A 19,713-nucleotide genomic window follows, 5' to 3' on the forward strand; every position below is an offset into this window, starting at 1 on the left:
CCCTATGGAAAAGAAGCCGAAGAAAATGCGCCTGGACGACCTGCTGATCGAGCGGGGCGATTTCCCCACGCGCGATGCCGTGCTGCGCGCCGTCATGGCCCGCGAGGTGCGGGTAAACGATGTGTACGTAACGAGCGCCGCCGCTCAAGTGCCCCCCGACGCCGAAATCTTCCTGCGCGGGCGCAAGCAGTTCGTCTCGCGTGGAGGTCACAAACTGCAAGGGGCCCTGGATGTCTTCGGACAGAACGTCGCGGGCATGAACTGCCTGGACATCGGCTCATCTACCGGCGGCTTCACCGACTGCCTGCTGCAAGCCGGCGCCGCCCGCGTAGCGGCGCTCGATGTGAACTACGGCCAGCTCGCTTGGAAGCTGCGGCAGGATGGGCGCGTGGCCGTCTTCGAGCGCACCAATATCAAAAGCGCCGACCCGGCGGCCCTCGGCGCCCCCTTCGACCTCATCGTCATCGACGTGTCCTTCATCGGCCTGGCGGCGCTCGCCCCCCTCTTCCCCCGCTTCAGCCGTCCGGGCACTATTTTCATCGGCCTGGTGAAGCCTCAGTTCGAATCGGCCCACGACGAGACCGACCACGGCGTCGTGCGCGATGCAGCCGTGCGGCTTCGCACCGTGGAAGAGGTGAAGGCCGCCCTCACCGCCGCGGGCTTCAAGGTTGCGGGCGTGACAGAATCGCCCATCACCGGTCCCGAAGGCAACGTGGAGTACCTCGTGCGCGCCGTCATGGGCGGCTAAGCACCAGCGCTCCGACCGCCGCCATAGCTTTGACCTGGCAATTCCAACGGCGCGGCAACGTATCGCTCCCCCGATAAAAACGTCTCGAGCCACCCTGCGAACCTAGCGTCTCGCCGGGCGTACCCTCTCTTTGTCGGCAACTGTGCCGACAGTCAGCGCGCCTGGAACGTCAGGCGCAATATTGCGGAGAGGAGTGACTATGAGCACATCCCAATCGACGCTCACCCCAAGCTCGCCATCGTCCGGCAGCCCGTCGAGCGCCTCCAAAACGGCATCGTCCGTGCGTACGCTCGGCTTCTTCGGCTTTTTCGCCATCACCGCATCCATGGTGATGACCGTTTACGCCTATCCGAACTTCGCCTCCTCGGGCATGCACCTGATCTTCTTCCTGATCCTGGGCGGCGTTTTCTGGTTTTTGCCCGTTGCCCTGTGCGCGGCCGAGATGGCCACGGTCAAGGGTTGGGAAAACGGCGGAATCTTCGCCTGGGTCGGCAACACCCTGGGCAAGCGCTGGGGGTTTGCGGCCCTATTCTACCAGTGGTTCCAAATTACCGTGGGATTTGTCACCATGGCCTTCTTCGTGCTGGCTGCCATATCCTACATGGTGGGATGGGACGCCCTCTACAATAATCCGCTCGTCATGTTCGTCGGCGTAGCCATTATTGTATGGGCGCTCACTCTGACCCAGCTCGGCGGCACGAAGCTGACGGCCCGCATCGCTAAGATCGGCTTTTTCGGCGGCGTGCTCGTACCTGCCGTGGTGCTGATGATCGGCCTGGTCGCCTACCTCGTTACCGGCGGCGTCTCGCAGCTCGCCCTGAACGCCGATGCCATCGTGCCCGATTTCACCCAAACCGGCACGCTGGTCATCTTCGCCTCGTTCATCCTGGCCTTCGCCGGCGTCGAGGCCTCGGCCTCCCATGTCAACGAGCTTAAGAACCCCGGCAAGATCTACCCGCTCGTCATGATCGTGCTGTGCGTGCTCACGATTCTGCTCGACACCCTCGGCGGCATGGCCGTGGCCATGACCATCCCGCTCGAGCAGCTCGAGGGCAACATGAGCGATGGCGTCATCGCCTCGTTCGCCGCCATCTTCGACGCCCACTTCCACATGGGCTGGCTCGTGTATGTGGTGGCCTTCCTTCTGGCCGCCGGCGTGCTCGCCGAAATCTCCTCGTGGATCGTCGGCCCCTCCCGCGCCCTTCTGGCCACCGCTGACGAGGGCATTCTCCCGAAGTCGTTCGCCAAGACCAACAAGAACGGCGTCAGCGTGAAAACCGTCGTCATCCAGGGCATTATCGTTACCATCTGGGATGCCGTGCTGTGCGGCTCCATGGCCCTGTCGGGCGGCTCCAGCTCGTCGGTGGCCTATCTGACCGCCGTGGGCCTGACCGTGGTCATCTACCTGGTCGGCTACGTGCTGTTCTTCCTCGGCTATTTCAAGCTGGTGCTGAAGGGCGCCGACAAGCCCCGCGTGTTCAACGTGTTCGGCGGCAAGGTGGGCAAGTGCATCGTCGCCGCGTGCGGCTTGGTGCTGTCCCTGTTCGCCCTGGTGGTTTCGTTCTTCCCCTCCAGCGAGCTGACGGCTGAGGCCAACGTGGTCTACGTGGTCACCCTGCTCATCTGCTGGGCCGTGTCGGTGGCTATCCCGTTCGTCATCTACGGGCTGCGCCACCACTGGGATGGCACCACGCACACCGCCCAGAAGCAGATGTCCGCCAAGACGCCGACCAGCGGCCCCAAGGCCCCGCATCCGGCAGGCTAGACGCCAATCTCTTTGGGGCGCAGGCCCATACCTTGCGCCCCACCCCCGGCGTCCCGCGCGACGCCGCCCCCTCTGCGATTCGCGAGCGCGTTTCAGCAATGCGTCCGCTGCGCATAACATCTATCCGCCCCGACTACCCTATTCCCTGGTGCCCCGTCGAAAACCCGGTACCGCACGCAGCAAAGGAGACTGCCATGACCGACAAAGACGTAAAGCTCGTTTCCACCGAGGAGCTCGGCGAAATGGATTCCCAGACCGGGTATTTGAGCCCGATTTTCGGCTCCTATGCCTCCGACGCCGAGATGCCCACGACCAAGCTCAACCGCGAGCCCATCGAGCCCCGCATCGCCAGCGAGATCATTCGCGAGTACATCGGCACCGAGGGCAACGCCCATCAGAACCTGTGCACCTTCGTCCAAACCTACATGGAGCCCGAGGCCACCGAACTTATGACGGAGACCCTCGACAAGAACGCCATCGACAAGGACGAGTACCCGATGACAGCCGATCTGGAGAACCGCTGCGTGCGCATCATCCAGGATCTGTGGCACGCCGACCAGAACGAGCAGCCCATGGGCACCTCCACTGTGGGCTCCTCCGAGGCCTGCATGCTCGGCGGCCTGGCCGCCCTGTTCCGCTGGAAGGCCCTGGCGAAAGAGGCCGGCATCGACATCTACTCGTCGCATCGCCCCAACCTCGTAATTACCAGCGGCTATCAGGTCTGCTGGGAGAAGTTCTGCCGCTACTGGGACATCGAGATGCGCGAGGTGCCCATGGACGCCGACCATCTGTACATGACGCCTGAGGAGTGCATGAAGTACGTCGACGACCACACCATCGCCGTGGTCTGCATCTTGGGCATCACCTACACCGGTCGCTACGACGACGTGAAGGGCATCGACGCCGCCCTGACCGAGTACAACAAGACCACCAACATGCCCGTGCGCATCCACGTGGACGCTGCCTCCGGCGGATTTGTGGCCCCCTTCATCGAGCCCGACCTCGAGTGGGACTTCCGCCTGCCCAACGTGTGGTCCATTTCCACCTCCGGCCATAAGTACGGCCTGGTGTATCCGGGCATCGGCTGGATCGAGTGGCGCTCCAAGGAGGCCCTGCCCGAGGACCTGATTTTCTGGGTGAGCTACCTGGGCGGCCAAGAGGCCACCATGGCCATCAACTTCAGCCGCTCCGCCTCCCAGATCATCGGCCAGTACTACGTGTTCACGCGCAACGGCTTCGAGGGCTACAAGGAAATCCAGCAGCGCACCATGGACGTGGCGCATCATCTGGTAGAAGGCATCAAGAAGATGGGCATCTTCATCATGTACGAAGAGGCCACCGAGATTCCGATCCTCTGCTGGAGCCTGGACCCGGCCGCCGGCAAGAAGTGGACGCTCTACGACTTGGACGACCGTCTGCGCATGCACGGTTGGCAGATTCCGGCCTACCCGCTGCCGGCGAACATGGAGGACGTCATCTGCCAGCGTATCGTGACTCGCGCCGACCTGTCCATGACCATGGCCGACAAGTTCCTGAAGGACATGGCCGCCGAGATCAAGAACCTCGACAACGCCACCGTCATCGGTGCTCAGGATACCAACATCGGGAAGAAGTCCTTCGATCATAGCGGACGCTAAGCGCATCTAAGCGAGCGCAAGGCAAGCGCAACTGAAACGGGCGAGCCCCGCAGCCGGAATACCGGCTCGCGGGGCTCGCCCGATGTTTTGCTCGCGAAAAGCCGCCTGCGGCCAAGCGGGGGCTCCTACGGCAACAGCAGCTGGGCGATCTGGACGGCGTTCAAGGCCGCGCCCTTGCGAATCTGGTCGGCCACATCCCAGAAGGCCAGGCCGTGCTCGACGGTCGGGTCCTTGCGCAAGCGTCCGATGAAGGTGCCGTCGGTGCCGGCGAGCAGGCCGGGCATGGGGTACACCTTGTTCTCGGGCTCGTCCATCATCTGGACGCCGGGGGCGGCCGCAAGAGCCGCGCGGGCCGCCTCGACCGTCACCTCGTCGGCGAACTCGACGTTGATGGACTCGCCGTGGCAACGCAGCACCGGCACGCGCACGCAGGTAGCGGCCACCTCGATGTTCTCGTCGCCCATGATCTTCTTGGTCTCAACGACCATCTTCCACTCTTCTTTGGTAGAGCCGTCGTCCAAAAAGACGTCGATGTGCGGAATGGTGTTGAAGGCGATGCGATGGGCGAAGGCCTCAATGGTCAGCTCGTCATCGGGCGTGCCGTTCAGGTAATCGCGCGTCTGATCGAAGAGCTCGGCCATGGCCGGCGCGCCGGCACCAGAGGCGGCCTGGTAGGTGGACACCACCACGCGCTTGATGGGCGACAGGTCGTAAAGCGGCTTTAAGGCCACCACCATCTGAATGGTGGAGCAGTTCGGGTTCGCGATGACGCCGGAGTGCCACGCCACATCCTGCGGGTTCACCTCGGGCACCACCAGCGGCACGTCCTCGTCCATGCGGAAGGCACTGGAGTTGTCGATCATCACCGCGCCAGCGGCAGTGACGGCCTCGCGCATCTGCTTGGACACGCCCGCGCCGGCCGAGAACAGGGCGATATCGACACCCTCGAAGGACTCGGGTGTCATCTCCCGCACCACAAGCTCACCTGCGGGTACCTGCCCGCAACCCTCGAAAGCCACCGTCTTGCCGGCAGAGCGGGCACTCGCCAGCGCGCGCACCTCACTGGCAGGGAAATCGACATCGTGCAGCACGCGCAGAAACTCCTGTCCCACCGCGCCCGTCGCTCCCGCCACGGCCACCACCGGATGAGCCGGCATTTCCTTCGTCCAAGCCATCAAAAGTCCTTTCGCGTCGTCCCGGCAGCGCCGCGGCGGCCGGGAGGGGTATGCCGAGTTCTCTGAACACTTTCTTTTCGCGCCCGAAGGGCGCCCATACATGCATGAAGGAGCGAAGCGCCTGAGCCGAAGGCGAACAGCGGAGCGGGTACTCGGCATACCCCTCCCGGCCGCCGCGGCGCGGACGAACGCGAAAGGCTAGCGCCCCTTCTTCATTTTGGCCGCAATTTCCTCGGCCGAGAGCTGGGTCTCCACGAACACGTCGTCGGAATCCAAACCGAAGGCCGTGTGCAAACACTGCACGGCCTGGGTGGCCTGGGCCGCGTCCACGATCATGGACAAGCGGATGGGGGACGTGGAGATAGCCATGATGTTGATGTTGTTGTCGCCCAAAGTTTGGAAGGTGCGCGAGGCCACGCCCGGAGAGGACTTCATGCCCGTGCCCACGAGCGACACCTTGGCGATGTCCTCATCGACGATATACTCGCGGGCGCCGATCTCCGGCACGATGCGCTCCATGGTCTCCACCGCGCGCGGCAAATCGGCTCCCGGCGTGGTGAAGGAGATATCGGTGTAACCGGCCTCGGAGACGTTCTGGATGATCATGTCCAAATTCACGTTGGCGGCGGCCAAAGCGCCGAACACGCGGGCGGCCACGCTCGGCGCATCGGGCACCTGGCGAATGGTCACCTTCACCTCCGACGTGTCACTGGCGATGCCGGTGATGACGGCTTCTTCCATAACGTACTCCTCCTTGACGTAGGTTCCCTCGGCCTCCGAGAACGCGGAGCGAGAATGAATGACCACTTTCCACTTGCGGGCGAACTCCACCGCGCGGCTCTGCAGCACCCCCGAGCCGGCGCTGGAAAGCTCCAGCATGTCGTCGTAACAGATGGAATCGAGCTTCTTGGCCCGCGGAGCGATGCGCGGGTCGGTGGTGTAGACGCCGTCGACATCGGAGTAGATCTCGCAGACATCGGCGTTGATGCCCCAGGCGATGGCCACCGCCGTGGTGTCCGATCCGCCGCGGCCGAGCGTGGTGATATCCCCGTTGGCGTCGATGCCCTGAAAGCCGGCGACCACGGGAATGGCGCCGTCGTCCAGCGCGTCTAAGATGCGCTCGTTGTGCACCTTGACGATACGCGCCTTGTTGTGAGTGCCGTTGGTCTCGATGCCCGCCTGGCGGCCCGTGAAGCTGATGGACTTGTAGCCCAGAGCCTCGATGGCCATGGCCAAAAGGGTCATGGACACCTGCTCGCCGGTGGAGAGCAATCGGTCCAGCTCGCGGGCCGGGGGCGCGGCGGTCACCGCGGAGGCAAGCCCCATGAGCTCGTCGGTGGTCTTGCCCATGGCCGAAACCACTGCTACCACCTCGTCTCCACGCTGGCGCATGCCCACCAGGCGCTTGGCGACGTTCTTGATGCGCTCGGGAGAGGCCACCGAGGTGCCTCCGAATTTCGCGACGATCAGAGCCATTGCGCTTGTTCCCCTTCGCTTCGAGAGAAAAGTTCCTTGAATGCAATGGGCAACACTATAGCAAAATTGACCGCCCCGCGAGAAAGCCCGAGGCCCACAAAGTCGTTTCTGTGGCAGAAGCGCCCGCAGGAGGCAGGCGACAGGGCGGCAATCAGGCGGCTTGCGTGTGTCGGTTTTCCGACGGACACCCCGCCAAAGCCGCTTACGCCCGGCCCATTGTTTATGATGAGCCCAATGCCTATTATGGTCGCTTCGCGTTTTTGGAAGAATTGCAGGAAGGGAGGAACCGTGCCGGCCATCATCACCCACGATTTGTTCGCTAAGGACATCTACGGCGACACCTTCACGTCCGTCGGCGGCTCCCGCGACGAGGCCGAAGCCTTCCTCTTGGGCAACCAAGGGCCCGACCCGCTGTTCTTCATCGCGCCCGACCCGCGCTACCGCCGCGTGGGGAAGCTGGCGAGCACGCTGCACCGCACGCGGCCGGCGGAGTTTCTCGTCGCCCTCAAGGGCGCCGTTCGAAAGCTGCCGGCCCGCGAACGTTCCATGGGCCGCGCCTACGTGATGGGCTATGTGTGCCACTATCTGCTCGACCGCGCCGTTCACCCGCTCATCCTCAGTCAGGTTCACGCCCTGTGCGATGCCGGCGTGGAAGGGCTCGGCGCCGAGGACGCGTCCGAGGTGCACGCCGTGGTGGAAACCGAGCTCGACGAGCTGGTGCTTACCGCCAAGCGCGGCGAGACCGTGGCCACCTATCGCCCGGCGACGGCCATCCTCAAAGGGCGCGACGGCATGCTCGACGCCGTGGGGCGCCTGTACGCCGCGGCGGCCCGGGAGGCCTTCGACCTTGACGTGCCCCCCTCCCTGTTCAAGAGCGCCGTGCGCGCGAACCGCCTTGCCCAGCAGGCCCTCTACTCCCCAACCGGCGCCAAGCGCGCGGTGCTTTCCGCAGCTGAGCGCCTTGTGCGCCCCCATGCCATGACCGACGCCATGAGCCATCGCGCCAGCGAGCGCACCTACTCGGCCTTCGCCAACGCCGAGCGCGCCCCTTGGCGCCATCCCGCCACCGATGCCGAAAGCCATGCGAGCTTCTGGGATCTGTACGACCAAGCGCGCGTGGCCGCCCTCGAGGCCCTCGCCGTCCTCGATGCCGACGACTTCGACCTGGATGCAGCCCACCGCCTCACCGTCGACATGAACTTCTACGGAGAGCCTGTGGTCGCCCTCGTCGTAAGCGTGGAAGACGCCGAGAGCGCCCCTGCGGCCGAGCGAGGATAGACCATGACCGGCCCCGTTCTTGAGACAGCCTTCGCCCTTCCCTTCTGGTTCGAGCTCGCCGCTACCGTTACCGGCGGCCTGTCCGGCGGCATGTCCGCCGTGCGCGCTCGCTACGATATCTTCGGCACCGTGGCCATCGCGTGCATCACCGGTATGGGAGGTGGCATCATCCGCGATATTCTTCTGCAGGGCTACGGTGAATTCGGGCTGTACGCCTTTCAAAGCCCCTGGTTTCTGTTTTCCTGCGCCCTTGCCGGCGTCGTGGTGTTCTACTTCGGCAAGCTCGCCACCTACCTGGATCCCATCGTCGACTTGCTGGACAACATCTCGGTGGCCCTGTGGGCCATCATCGGCGCCTCTAAGAGCCTCTCGGCGGGATTGGGCATTATCCCTTCGGTGGTGCTTGGAACCATCACCGCTATTGGCGGGGGCATCTCCCGCGACGTGCTCATGAACCGCCAGCCCGTGGCCTTCCAGGCGGGGCCCATCTACGGAAGCGCGGCCCTTATCGGCTGCATCGTGTATTGCCCCATGAAGGTCAACGGCATCCTGCCCGACGCAGCCGGGGCTCTGTGCGCCGGCCTCATCATGGGCCTGCGCTACCTGTCGCTCATCATGGGCTGGCGCACCAAGCCGCCCCGCGACTACTCCGACACCGTGGTGGAAAGCGTCGCGCGCCCCGTGCGCTTCATCGCCCGCAAGGTCCATGTGCCCATGGGCAAAACCGCCCGCGAGCGCCAGGGATCCACGAAGCTCGAGCGCTTCAAGCGCAAGGGCAAGCGCCTCTACGACCGCATGAGCGGGCGGTGGATGGACGACGGCTCGGAGCATTTCCAGCCCACCGTCCTCATGGACCAGCTGGAAGTCCCCCTCGCCGAGGAGGACGAGCATGTAGCCGAGGCGACGCCGGACCCCTCCGACCGCCTCTTCGTCGACCGCGACGAGCTCTACCGCATCATCGGCCTGGAGCAAGAGCCTCGCCGCACCGGCGAGCAGTCGGCCGCCGAAGAGGGGCCGCGCGAGACGGCGGCCGGCGATGCGGCCAAGGCGTGCGCGCCCGCCTTCGACCCCTTCGAGCCCCAAACGCCCGATCCGAAGAAGCCCCAGCACAACCCCCGCGACCATAAGCGCCCCAAGCAGAAGTAGGCGCCCGGTCCGCGCTTACATGTTCTTCAGCAAAATGGTGCTCATGAGGTCGGCAGTATGCTCGCAGGCGTCGCAGCAGCTCTCCATGAAGGCGTACAGGCGCGACCACTTCAGCACGTGCATGGGCTCCTCGGCATGGTTCACGTGCAGGTTGCGGATTACCTCCACGTACAGCCCGTCGGCCTCTTCCTCGTTGTCGGACACCTGGATGATGAGCTGCTTGAAGTTCTTCGACTTCTTGAAGTTGCGGAAGTCCTCCATGGCGGCGTCCACGGCCTTGCAGGACTTGCGAATGAGCTTCGCGAAGCGCAGCGCGTCGTCGGGAATCTGGTGCACGTCGAACATGTAGAAGTACTGCAGCACGTCTTCGATCTCGTCGAGGATGTTGTCCAAGGCACCGGCCAAAGCCACGATGTCCTCGCGGTCGAACGGCGGCATGAAGTCGCTGCCCACGTGCTTGTAGATGTCGTGGTTGATCATGTCGCCCGCATGCTCGAGCTCGTGAGCCTCATCGAGCACCGCGCGCAGCGATGCGGCGTCAGTGAAATTCTCCATGGCGCGCAAAAGGACGCTTGCCTCCTGCACCGCCAGATCGGACAGCTCCTCGTAGGCGTCAAAATAATCGTACTTGTGCTTCTTAGCCACTGGTCTTCCCTTCTCGCGTTACAAAATCATGAGGAACAGCTTCGCGCATACGAAGCCGAGGATACCGCAGCCCGGGAACGTGAGCACCCAGGTCTTCACCATGTCGATGGCGATGGACCACTTCACGCTCTTGGGATTTTTCGCCGCCCCCACGCCCATGATGGCCGTGGTGTTGGTATGGGTGGTGGACACCGGCAGACCGCCGAAGGTAGCGAGCATCAGACTGAAAAACGTCGAGAGGCTGGCGGCAAAGCCCTGGAACGACTCGAGCTTCACCATGTCCATGCCGACCGACTTGATGATGCGCTCGCCGCCCACCGCCGTGCCGAGGCCCATGTTGAAAGCGCAGAAGATCATGAGCCACAGAGGCATGGCCACATCCGACAGGTTCATGCCCATGCCGGCGGTCATCATGATGGCCAGCATGAAGATGGACATGAATTTCTGGCCGTCCTGGGCCCCGTGCATGAAGGCCACGCCGGCGCCGGAGCAGATCTGCGCCCACTTGAAGAACTTGTTCGCCTTCAGGCGGTCGACGCCCGCGCACAGCTTGCCGATGATCCGGTAGTTCAGCCAGCCCAGCCCGAAGCCGAGCAGCGTCGAGAGCAGGATGCCGTAGATGACCTTCATCCACTCCGCGCCGTTGATGGCGCCAAGCCCGCCCTGCACGGCGATGGCCGCGCCGGTAAGACCCGCAATGAGCGAATGGGATTGCGACGTGGGAATGCCGAACCACCAGGCCGCCGCGCCCCACACGATGATGGCCACCATGGCCGCCATGAGAGCGGTGAGCGCCTGATGGGAGTTCCCGCCGAAATCAACCATGGAGAAAATGGTGTGGGCCACGGCCGTGGACACGAGCGACACCAGAAGCAGGCCGAGGAAGTTGAATGCCGCCGCCATGATGATGGCGTGGCGGGGCTTCATGGCCCGAGTGGATACCGCCGTGGCAATGGCATTGGGCGCGTCAGTCGCGCCGTTGACCACGATCACGCCGACATTGAGCAGCGTCACCACCAGCAGAATGGGGTTCTGCATAAGCTCGGAGAGGAAAAATGTCCACTCGATGGTCACGAGGTTCCTTCCAACAAGGGCCGTGCGCAAAAGCGCATTGCATCAAGTCTACCCTATGACGATGCGTCTGCGAGACAGACCGCCATGTTTTTCGAGAAGCCGAGAACGCGAGCGCCCCCGCGCCGCCGAGGAGCGCGCCTGCGCCCGCAGCTCCTTACTCCGGATCGCCGTACAGCGCGAAAACGCGACGGCGCTCGGCACCGATGGTGGTGAGGCTGTTGTGGCCGGGAAGCACCGCGGTGTCGTCGGGCAGCGCGGCGAGCTTTTTGAGAGAGGCGCGCATATCGGCCAGAGAGCCGCCCTCGAAATCGGTGCGGCCGACGGTGCCGGCGAACAGGGTGTCGCCGGAGATGAGCACCGGCAGCCCCTCGGGGTGGTTCCCGAACGGGGGGATGTCGAACAGGCAGATGGAGCCGGGCGTGTGCCCCGGGGTCTCGATGACCTTCCATTTCATGGAGCCTACCTCCACGACATCGCCGTGAGAGACCGTGCGGTCCACCTTGCAGGGCACGCCGCGGGCGGCGAAGTCCTTGTCGGAGGGATCCTCAATCAGGGGAGCATCCTTGGCCGAGGCGATAACCGGGGCTCCCGTGGCCTCGCGCAACTCGGCAGCGGCGCCGGTATGGTCGAAATGGGAATGCGTGAGCACAATGGCATCGAGCGCCTCGCCCTCAAGCGCCGCAATGATCCTATCGACCGAGCAGGTCGGATCGACCACGAACGTGCCCTCGCCATCGGACACGATATACACGTTGTTCGCAAGCGCGCCCATGACCAGATACCTCACATCGACGCATAGGCCGCTTACGTTATAGAGATCAGATGCCATGGCTATCCCTTCTTCCCGGCTCCCTGTCCGGGCATCATTCTACGGGCATCGAAGACGCCATCGACCTCTGAGAGACGTTTTGTCATCCGCTCGATAACCGACAGGTCGGACAGCTGGAACAAAAAGCGCATCTCCACCATGCCGTCGCGATGGGTGGTGGTGTTGCACGAGAGCACGTTGGCGCCCATCTCCGAGATAACGCGCGTGACATCGAGCAGCAGATTCAAGCGATCGAGGGCCTCCACGTAAATCTCCACCTGGTAGGTGGCCGCCGAGGGCGTGCCCTCCCATTCCACGTCGATGATGCGCTCGGGGTGGCGCTTCAAGTCGATGGCGTTGGGACAGTCGGCACGGTGCACCGACACGCCGCGGCCGCGGGTCACGAAGCCCAAGATGTCGTCGCCGGGCACGGGGTTGCAGCAACGGGACAGGCGCACGAGCACATCGTCGACGCCCTTCACCACAATGCCCTGGGACGAATGGGTCTCGTGCTTCTTCGGGCGCTTCACCGAGGTGAGCATGGGAGCCATGATGCCCGTGGACGAGGCGGAGGTGCCCACCGTGGGCTTCTCGGCCTCTTCGTTGCCCTTGTCCACCAAGATCTTGAGCAGGCGGTTCGTGACGTGCTGGGCCTTCTCCTTGCCCGTGCCGATGTGCACGTACATCTCGTCGGGGTCTTTGAAGCCAAGGGCGTCGGCCACCAGCTTCAGCGCCCGCATCGATTGGGCGCTGGAAAGGCCGAGCCCGTGCTTGCGCATCTCGCGCACGAGCATGTCGCGGCCCAGCTGCATATCGTCGGAGCGGGTGATCTTCGAGAAGTAGGAGCGAATCTTGCTGCGTGCCGAGGGCGTCTTCACGATGTTGAGCCAGTCGCGGGAGGGGCTGGCGCTCTTCTGGGTAAGAATCTCCACGCGGTCGCCCACCTGCAGCTGGTAGGAGAGCGGCACAATGGAGCCGTTCACCTTGGCGCCCACGCAGTGGTTGCCCACTTCGGTGTGGATGGCATAGGCGAAATCCACCGGCGTGGAGCCGGCGCGCAGGCTCATAACCTCGCCTTGGGGCGTGAACACGAACACCTCGGTATCGTCGAGGTCCATCTTCAGCGACTTCAGAAACTCGCGGGAGTCCTCGGTCTCGTCCTGCCAATCCACCATCTGGCGCAGCCACGCGAGCTGGGCGTCCAAGTTGTCCGCCGAGCCGGGACGCGAGGCGCCCGTCTCCTTGTAGCGCCAGTGGGCCGCCACGCCGTATTCGGAGTTGCGGTGCATTTCCTCAGTGCGAATCTGCACTTCCAAAGGGCGCCCCGCCGGGCCCATGACCGTCGTGTGCAGAGACTGGTACATGTTGAACTTCGGCATGGCGATGTAGTCTTTGAACCGGCCGGGCATGGGATGCCAGATGGTGTGCACCGCGCCCAGCGCCGAGTAGCAGTCCTTCACCGACGAGGTGATGATGCGCACGGCGATGAGGTCGTAGATCTCCGAGAAGCCCTTGCCCTTCTTCGTCATCTTCTGGTAGATGGAATACAGGTGCTTGGGGCGCCCCATGATCTGCGCGGTGATGCCCACCTTGCCCATCTCGTCGTGGAGCACGGCGATGACGTCGGCCAGGTACTTCTCGCGCTCGGCGCGGGACTCGGTGACCATGCGCGAGACCTGCTTGTACTTGTTGGGCTCCAGATAGAAGAACGACAGATCCTCAAGCTCCCACTTGATGGAGTTGATGCCGAGGCGATGGGCAATGGGCGCGTAGATCTCCAGCGTCTCGCGGGACTTGAAGATGCGCCGGTCCTCGCGCAGGGCCGCCAGCGTGCGCATGTTGTGCAGGCGGTCGGCCAGCTTGATGACGATGACGCGAATGTCTTTGGACATGGCCACGAACATCTTGCGAATCGTGGCCGCCTGCTCGTCGGTGAGCGACTCCACCTCGATGCGGGTGATCTTGGTGACGCCCTCCACCAGCACGCGCACCTGGGCATTGAAGGTCTGCTCCACCTCCTCGGCCGTGACCTTGGTGTCCTCCACGGTGTCGTGAAGCAAGGCCGCCGTGATGGTCTCGGCGTCCATGCGCAGATCGGCCAGGATAATGCCCACTTCGATGGGATGGATGATAAACGGCTCGCCGGACTTGCGGCACTGGCCCGCATGGGCGGCGCTCGCGAAATCGAAAGCGCGGCGCAGCATGGCCTCTTCCTGCTCGTCCATATAGGCCGCGGTCAGGCGCGCCAGCTCGGCGAAGCGCTCCTCGGGGGTAGCGGGCTTGGCCGCGGCGGCATCGGCCGTGGGATGCGGCGTGCCCAAGAGCGCGTCCACGGCCTGCTTGGTGGCCTTGCCCGCGCTCACCTCGTCGCTGCCGCGGCGGACAGCATCGTTGTTCTCGGCGCTCACCGGCGCCTCCCTTCTCCTTGACGCGGCCCATGCGGCCGCGGAACAGTTCTCGCTAGCGCCCTTGGGGCGGGCGGTTTCTCGGCACGATGGGATGGCTCAGGCGCACGGTAAGCGTCTGGCCGTCGGTGCCCAAGGCCCAGCGGCAGAACCCGCCGAAGAGCTGGCGCTCGTCAATGCCCTCGCGGTAGCGCACCGAATCGGTCAGCTCCACCTTCGACGCCCCTTCGCGCACCCGCACCCACAGCCGGGGACGGCCCGCCTCGTAGACGGTGCGCGTGTCGATGAGCCCGAGCTCGCGAAACACCGCCAAGCCGCAGGCGGCCGAGGTGGGGCTCACCGCGCGGAAGGCATCGGAGGCCTGCTCGGCCAAATCGGCATCAGCCACGCAGAAGTAATCGTTGGGGCAGCTGCGCTGCAGGGAGCGCAGCTTGCGATAGACCTGGGCCATGACGTCGTGGTCGGGCGTAGCCTCGGCCAGAATGCGCTCGTTGATGGAGGCATCGCCCCGCCCGTAGAGCAGGTGCACCCAGGCCGGCTTCCCATCGCGCCCGGCACGGCCGCTCATCTGGTTGAACTCCACGTCGCTGAAGGGCAAATGATAGAGCACCACATGGCGGATGTTGGGGATGTCCACCCCTTCCCCGAAGGCCGACGTCGCCACGAGCACTTTCAGATCGTCGTTGCGGAACAGCTCCTCGATGCGCTTGCGCTCATCGCGCGAGAGCCCCGCGTTGTAGAAGCCGATCATGCAGGCGAGCTGGGGCACGCGACGGCGCAGCTGGCGCGCGAGGGCCACGGAATGCTCGCGGGAATTCACGTAGACGACCGTCTTCTCGCCCGTGGCCACCAGCGTGGCCAGGTAATCGTCGCGATGGGCGATGTTGCGCTGGTCGTCAAGGTAGAGGTTCTCGCGGGCCGTCTCATCGATGACCGAGTCGCGCACGGGCAGCACCGCGTCGATGTCGTCGGCTACCGCATCGTTGGCCGTGGCCGTCACCGCGAGCACCACCGGGTCGCCCAAGCGGCGCAGCGCCCGATCGAGCTGCGTGTAGGCCAAGCGCTTGCCGGCCTTGGCCTGGCCGATGTGATGGGCCTCGTCCACCACCACAAAGCCGATGCGGCCCGATGAGGCCAGCTCCTCGGTGTGGAACATGAGGTACTCCGGCGTGGTGAGCACGATATCGAGCGTGCCCTCGGCCAGCCCGGCGTACACGGCGGCGCGCTCCTCGGGCGTGGACTCGCCGGTGATGACGGCGCTTAAGATGCCGAAGCGCTCGAGGCTCGTGCGCAGATGAAACACCTGATCGGCGATGAGCGCCCGCAGCGGGTAGACGAACAGGCTCGCCGCGTGGTCGGTAAGCGCCCGGAAGGTGGCATAAGTTTGGAAGCACAGCGATTTGCCGCGACCCGTGGCCATGACGGCGAAGGTGGATTGCCCCGCTCGCAAGCGGTCGAGGATATCGCGCTGGGCCGGATGCAGCGGACGGTCGCCGATGATGGCCGAGACGATGGCCGCCTCAAGGCCGTCGGCATCGCGCCGGGCCACCTCTTCCCATTGGGCGCGGCGGGAGCTCAAGTCGGGCAGAGGCGACTCGGGAACCTCGTCGGCCGCCGCCAGGTCGGGGGCCGTATCGGCTTCCGCCTCCGCGAACAAGTCCGAGAAAAACGACAGCGCGTCCGGATCGAGGCAGGCCTCCAGAGCGCAGCAGGTGCGCGCCGGGACCACCGTTTCCAGCATGGCCTTCACCGAACGGCGTCCGCGCCATTCATCGATTTGCACGGTGAAGGCGGCGTCCACCACCGCGTCGTTCACGAGCAGCGCGTCGATGGCGGCGCAGTGGAACATGATGCCGGCCACCGAGGTGCGGCCGTTGGTGAGGGTGCAGGCGAAGTGGTCTTTGGTCTGGCCGACGGCCCGCGTGTTCACGAGCGTCACGTTGCGGGCCAGATACACCGGCTGGGGGTTCTCCTGGCCGAAGGGGGCGAGCCTGTCCACCAAGGCCACGGTGTCAAGGGTCAGCTCAGAAAGGTCGACCGCCGCATCCACGCTGGTCATGGGATGGAAGGCCGCCTCGGGCAGCTTCTGCATGTAGGCATCGAGCCCCTCGGCGAATTTCTTCAGGTTCTTCGTGGGAATGGTCACGCCCACAGCCGCCCCATGCCCGCCGAAGCGCGTGGTGAGGTGCGAGAGCGATTCCACCGCCTCGAACAGGTTCACGTTGCCCACCGACCGGCCCGAGCCACGGGCCTCATCGCCGTCCACCGTGAACAAAAGCGATGGCACGCCGTAGGCGTTCACGAGCCGTGAGGCCACGATGCCCTTCACGCCCTCGTGCCAGCCCTCGCCGGCCACCACGAGCGCGCGCTGGCCGCGGTAGACGTCGGCGGCCTGGGCGCGGGCGATGTCGGAGAGCTCGGCCTCGATGGAGCGGCGCTGGTCGTTCACCTCTTCCAGGCGCTCGGCCATGGTGCAGCAGTCGGCGTAGTTGTCGCACATGAGCAGGTCGAGGGCCAAATCGGCGTCGCCCATGCGACCGGCCGCATTCAGCCGCGGGACGAGCGAAAACGAGAGGTTCGTGGCCGAAAGCGGCTTGCCCGCCTGGCCGGTGGTGGCCAGAAGCGCCGCGATGCACGGGCGCGGGCTCTCGTTCATGCGGGCCAGGCCGTCGGCCACAAGCGCCCGGTTCTCGTCGCGCATGGGCATGAGGTCGGCCACCGTGCCCAAGGTGGCGAAGTCGGTGTAGCTGCGCCACAGGTGCGGAAATCCCAGACGACTGCCGAGCACCTGCACGAGCTTCAAGGCCACGCCCACGCCGGCGAGAATGGAGCTGGGGCAGCCCTCCCCCATCTTCGGGTCGGCCACCGGTACGCCCTGGGGCACCAAATCGGCGGCCTCGTGATGGTCGGTGATGTACACCTCCACGCCCGTCTTCAGAATCTCGGCCACCTCATCTTTGCAGGCGATGCCGCAGTCCACCGTGACAATCACATCGGGCTCCAACCCCCGGGCGCGCTCGAAGGCCGCGGCGGTGATGCCGTAGCCCTCCTCGAAGCGACGCGGGATGAACGGGAAGGCGCAGGCACCGAGTGCCCGCAAGCCGCGGGTGAGCACCGTGGTGGCCGAGATGCCGTCCAAATCGAAGTCGCCGAACACCACGATGCGCTTCTTCGCCTCGATGGCGGCGATGAGGCCGTCGGCCACCTCGGACAGGCCGGGGATGTCGTAGGGATTCAGCCAATCGCGGTCGAGCGATGGCGAGAGGAAGCGTTTGGCCGCGCGCACCGTGGTGATGCCGCGGCCCACGAGCGTCGTCGCAATGAAGTGCGGCAGGCCGAGATCGTGCTGCAAGCGCGCGACGATTAACGGGTCGGCCTCCCGAATGCTGAATTGGGCGGTCATAGTGTGCTGGCTACCTAACGTGCGTTTATCCTTGTGTCTTGAGAGGTATTTTCGCACAAAGCCCCCGCGCTGTCACCGCGCCGCGCCACATCGTTACAATCCACAAACCGCTCGAGCCTTCCACGCACCTTCCGCTGCCAAGCCGCTCTGCCCCAGCCCGCAGCCCAGCGCCGACCGCCCCTTTGCAAACTATGCAAAAGTGCAGTTTTCTCCAGCCAATCCATACAAAACTGGCCTCATCTCCGCTTTATCGAGAAGATGCCCATACTTTTGTATAGGTTAATGCAGGCGGGGTTCGAAGGCTGAGTTCGAAGGCATGGTACGAAGGCAGAGCGCAGGGGCGAAGTGCGAAGGCGGAGGCGGGAGCGCGAAGATGGAAGTGTGAAGGCGGCCGCCCAAGAGAGCAGCCGCCTTCATTGGCTCTGTTTCAAAGCGAAGGACCTAGCGCGCAACGGCCTTCAACAGGTCGTAAGCTTCGCTTGGCGTCGAAGCGGCCATGACCTTGCCCGCCAGCTTATCGGTATCAGAGGCGGACCACTTCGCAATGGTGGCGCGCGTGGCAAGGATGCTCGCCGGCGAGACGCTATACTCGGTGAGCCCGAAGCTGATCCACAGGGGCACAAGCAGCGGGTCGGCCGCCGCCTCGCCGCACATACCCACCGGGATGCCCGCCGCGAGGCCGGCGGCGATGACCGAGCGGATGGAGCGCAGCACCGCCGGGTGGAACGTCGAGTACAGGTAGCGCACCCGGTCGTTGCCGCGATCGACCGCCATGGTGTAGCCCGTCAGATCGTTGGTGCCGATGCTGAAGAAGTCCGCCTCGCGGGCCAGGATATCGGCGGTAAGCGCCGCGGCGGGAGTCTCGATCATCACGCCCACGGGCACGTCCTTGTTGCAGGCCACGCCCTCGCGGTCGAACTCCTCGGCGTAGCGGCGGATGAGCGCGCGCACCTGGCGCAGCTCCTCCACGCCGGTGACGAGCGGAACCATGATGCGCACATCGCCGTAGGCGCTCGCCCGCAGAAGCGCCCGCAGCTGGGTGCGGAAGACGTCCTCGCGGGCCAGGCAGTAGCGAATGGCGCGGAAGCCCAGAAACGGGTTCTCCTCCTTTTCGAGGCCCAGATAGGGAATATCCTTGTCGCCGCCGATGTCCAGCGTGCGAATGATGACCGGCCGCCCCTTCATGATGAGAGCCGCCTGCTGGTAGGCGCGGAACTGCTCCTCCTCGGTGGGCATCGCGCCGCCGTCCATGAACAGAAACTCGGTGCGGAACAGACCCACGCCCTCCCCGTCGTTGGCCACAACGGCACGGGCATCCTCGAGCGAACCGATGTTGCCGAACAGCTCCACCTGGCATCCGTCGGCTGTGACGGTCTTCTTGCCCACGAAGCGCTGGAGCGCCTCCTTCTTGCGCAGGTACTGCTCGCGACGGGCGCGGGCCTGGCTGAGGGCCCCCTCGTCGGGATCGGCGAGCACCACGCCCTCGGTGCCGTCCACTACCACCGTGGCACCCTCGGCCAGTAAGTCCACGGCCCCGGGCACCGCCAGCACGGCAGGAATCTCCAGGGCGCGGGCCAGGATGGCCGAATGGCTCGTCATGCCGCCGGTTTCGGTGACAATGCCCACCACGTTCTCCCGATCGAGGCCCGCCGTCATGGAGGGCACCAGATCGTGGGTGACGAGCACCGTGCCCTGGGGCACGCAGGACACGTCCACCTCGCGCACGCCGAGCAGCTGGCAGAGCACCCCGCTCTTGATGTCGCGCACATCGGCCGCCCGCTGACGGGTCAAATCGTCGTCAGCGGCCTCGAACATCGTGGCGAACATCTCGCAGATCTGGTCGAGGGCCGCCTCGGCGCATTGGCCGGCATCGATGAGCCCCTCCATCTCGGCGACCATGTAGGGGTCGGCGATTATGAGGATGTGGCCCTCCAGAATCGCCGCCTCGGCGTCGCCCACGCGCTCGCGCACGACAGCGGCCTTCTCGCGCGTCAGCTCGCTGAAGGCGTCGATGGCGCGGCGCAGCCGCTCCTTTTCCGCCGGAGCGTCTTCCACCGTGCGGGGAGTGTAGTCCAGCGAGGGGTCGGTGATGATCATCACCGACCCGATGCCGAGGCCGGGCGCGGCCGCAACCCCCTCGAGGGCGGCCACGG

Annotated in this window: 13 protein-coding genes; 5 read left to right on the forward strand and 8 right to left on the reverse strand. The window is 64.9% G+C overall.

Annotated elements, in window-relative coordinates; all coding sequences use genetic code 11:
* Nucleotides 1–4: 4 nt before the first annotated feature.
* From VJ923_RS00690 to VJ923_RS00700, 3 genes are all read left to right on the forward strand, one after another.
* A complete protein-coding gene (locus tag VJ923_RS00690) occupies nucleotides 5–748 on the forward strand; it encodes a TlyA family RNA methyltransferase (protein WP_326437484.1) in 744 nt (247 codons plus the stop codon).
* Between the two features lie 199 nt (nucleotides 749–947).
* Complete coding sequence (locus VJ923_RS00695) at nucleotides 948–2,513, forward strand: amino acid permease (RefSeq protein WP_326437486.1); 1,566 nt, start codon at nucleotides 948–950, stop codon at nucleotides 2,511–2,513.
* Nucleotides 2,514–2,707: 194 nt separating this feature from the next.
* The gene (locus tag VJ923_RS00700) at nucleotides 2,708–4,150 is read left to right on the forward strand and encodes a glutamate decarboxylase (protein WP_326437488.1); all 1,443 of its coding nucleotides are present in this window, start codon (nucleotides 2,708–2,710) and stop codon (nucleotides 4,148–4,150) included.
* A gap of 125 nt (nucleotides 4,151–4,275) precedes the next feature.
* Here the strand turns inward: VJ923_RS00700 and VJ923_RS00705 are convergent, their stop codons facing one another.
* Nucleotides 4,276–5,325, reverse strand: coding sequence for an aspartate-semialdehyde dehydrogenase (locus tag VJ923_RS00705; RefSeq protein WP_326437491.1), 1,050 nt, complete (start codon nucleotides 5,323–5,325; stop codon nucleotides 4,276–4,278).
* A gap of 198 nt (nucleotides 5,326–5,523) precedes the next feature.
* Nucleotides 5,524–6,801 (reverse strand): aspartate kinase, encoded by a 1,278-nt coding sequence (locus VJ923_RS00710; protein WP_326437493.1) that lies wholly within the window; start codon nucleotides 6,799–6,801, stop codon nucleotides 5,524–5,526.
* A 288-nt stretch (nucleotides 6,802–7,089) separates the two neighbouring features.
* Between VJ923_RS00710 and VJ923_RS00715 the strand changes: the two genes are divergently transcribed.
* Nucleotides 7,090–8,079 carry a zinc dependent phospholipase C family protein gene (locus tag VJ923_RS00715; protein ID WP_326437495.1) on the forward strand — a complete coding sequence of 330 codons (990 nt, stop codon included), beginning with the start codon at nucleotides 7,090–7,092 and terminating at the stop codon, nucleotides 8,077–8,079.
* 3 nt (nucleotides 8,080–8,082) lie between these two features.
* Nucleotides 8,083–9,225, forward strand: a complete 1,143-nt coding sequence (locus VJ923_RS00720; RefSeq protein WP_326437497.1) for a trimeric intracellular cation channel family protein — start codon at nucleotides 8,083–8,085, stop codon at nucleotides 9,223–9,225.
* A 15-nt stretch (nucleotides 9,226–9,240) separates the two neighbouring features.
* Here the strand turns inward: VJ923_RS00720 and VJ923_RS00725 are convergent, their stop codons facing one another.
* From VJ923_RS00725 to ptsP, 6 genes are all read right to left on the reverse strand, one after another.
* A complete protein-coding gene (locus tag VJ923_RS00725) occupies nucleotides 9,241–9,870 on the reverse strand; it encodes a DUF47 domain-containing protein (RefSeq protein WP_326437499.1) in 630 nt (209 codons plus the stop codon).
* A gap of 18 nt (nucleotides 9,871–9,888) precedes the next feature.
* On the reverse strand, nucleotides 9,889–10,944 hold the full coding sequence (locus VJ923_RS00730; protein ID WP_326437501.1) for an inorganic phosphate transporter: 1,056 nt from the start codon (nucleotides 10,942–10,944) through the stop codon (nucleotides 9,889–9,891).
* 154 nt (nucleotides 10,945–11,098) lie between these two features.
* Nucleotides 11,099–11,773 carry an MBL fold metallo-hydrolase gene (locus tag VJ923_RS00735; RefSeq protein ID WP_326437503.1) on the reverse strand — a complete coding sequence of 225 codons (675 nt, stop codon included), beginning with the start codon at nucleotides 11,771–11,773 and terminating at the stop codon, nucleotides 11,099–11,101.
* Between the two features lie 2 nt (nucleotides 11,774–11,775).
* Nucleotides 11,776–14,115 (reverse strand): RelA/SpoT family protein, encoded by a 2,340-nt coding sequence (locus VJ923_RS00740; protein ID WP_394355962.1) that lies wholly within the window; start codon nucleotides 14,113–14,115, stop codon nucleotides 11,776–11,778.
* Nucleotides 14,116–14,212: 97 nt separating this feature from the next.
* Entirely contained in the window at nucleotides 14,213–17,560 is a 3,348-nt protein-coding gene (gene recJ / locus VJ923_RS00745; RefSeq protein WP_326437507.1) for a single-stranded-DNA-specific exonuclease RecJ, read from the reverse strand.
* Nucleotides 17,561–18,001: 441 nt separating this feature from the next.
* The gene (ptsP, locus tag VJ923_RS00750; protein WP_326437509.1) at nucleotides 18,002–19,711 is read right to left on the reverse strand and encodes a phosphoenolpyruvate--protein phosphotransferase; all 1,710 of its coding nucleotides are present in this window, start codon (nucleotides 19,709–19,711) and stop codon (nucleotides 18,002–18,004) included.
* Nucleotides 19,712–19,713 lie beyond the last annotated feature (2 nt).

The sequence above is a fragment of the Adlercreutzia shanghongiae genome, from assembly GCF_035830635.1.
GTDB classification, from domain to species: domain Bacteria; phylum Actinomycetota; class Coriobacteriia; order Coriobacteriales; family Eggerthellaceae; genus Adlercreutzia; species Adlercreutzia shanghongiae.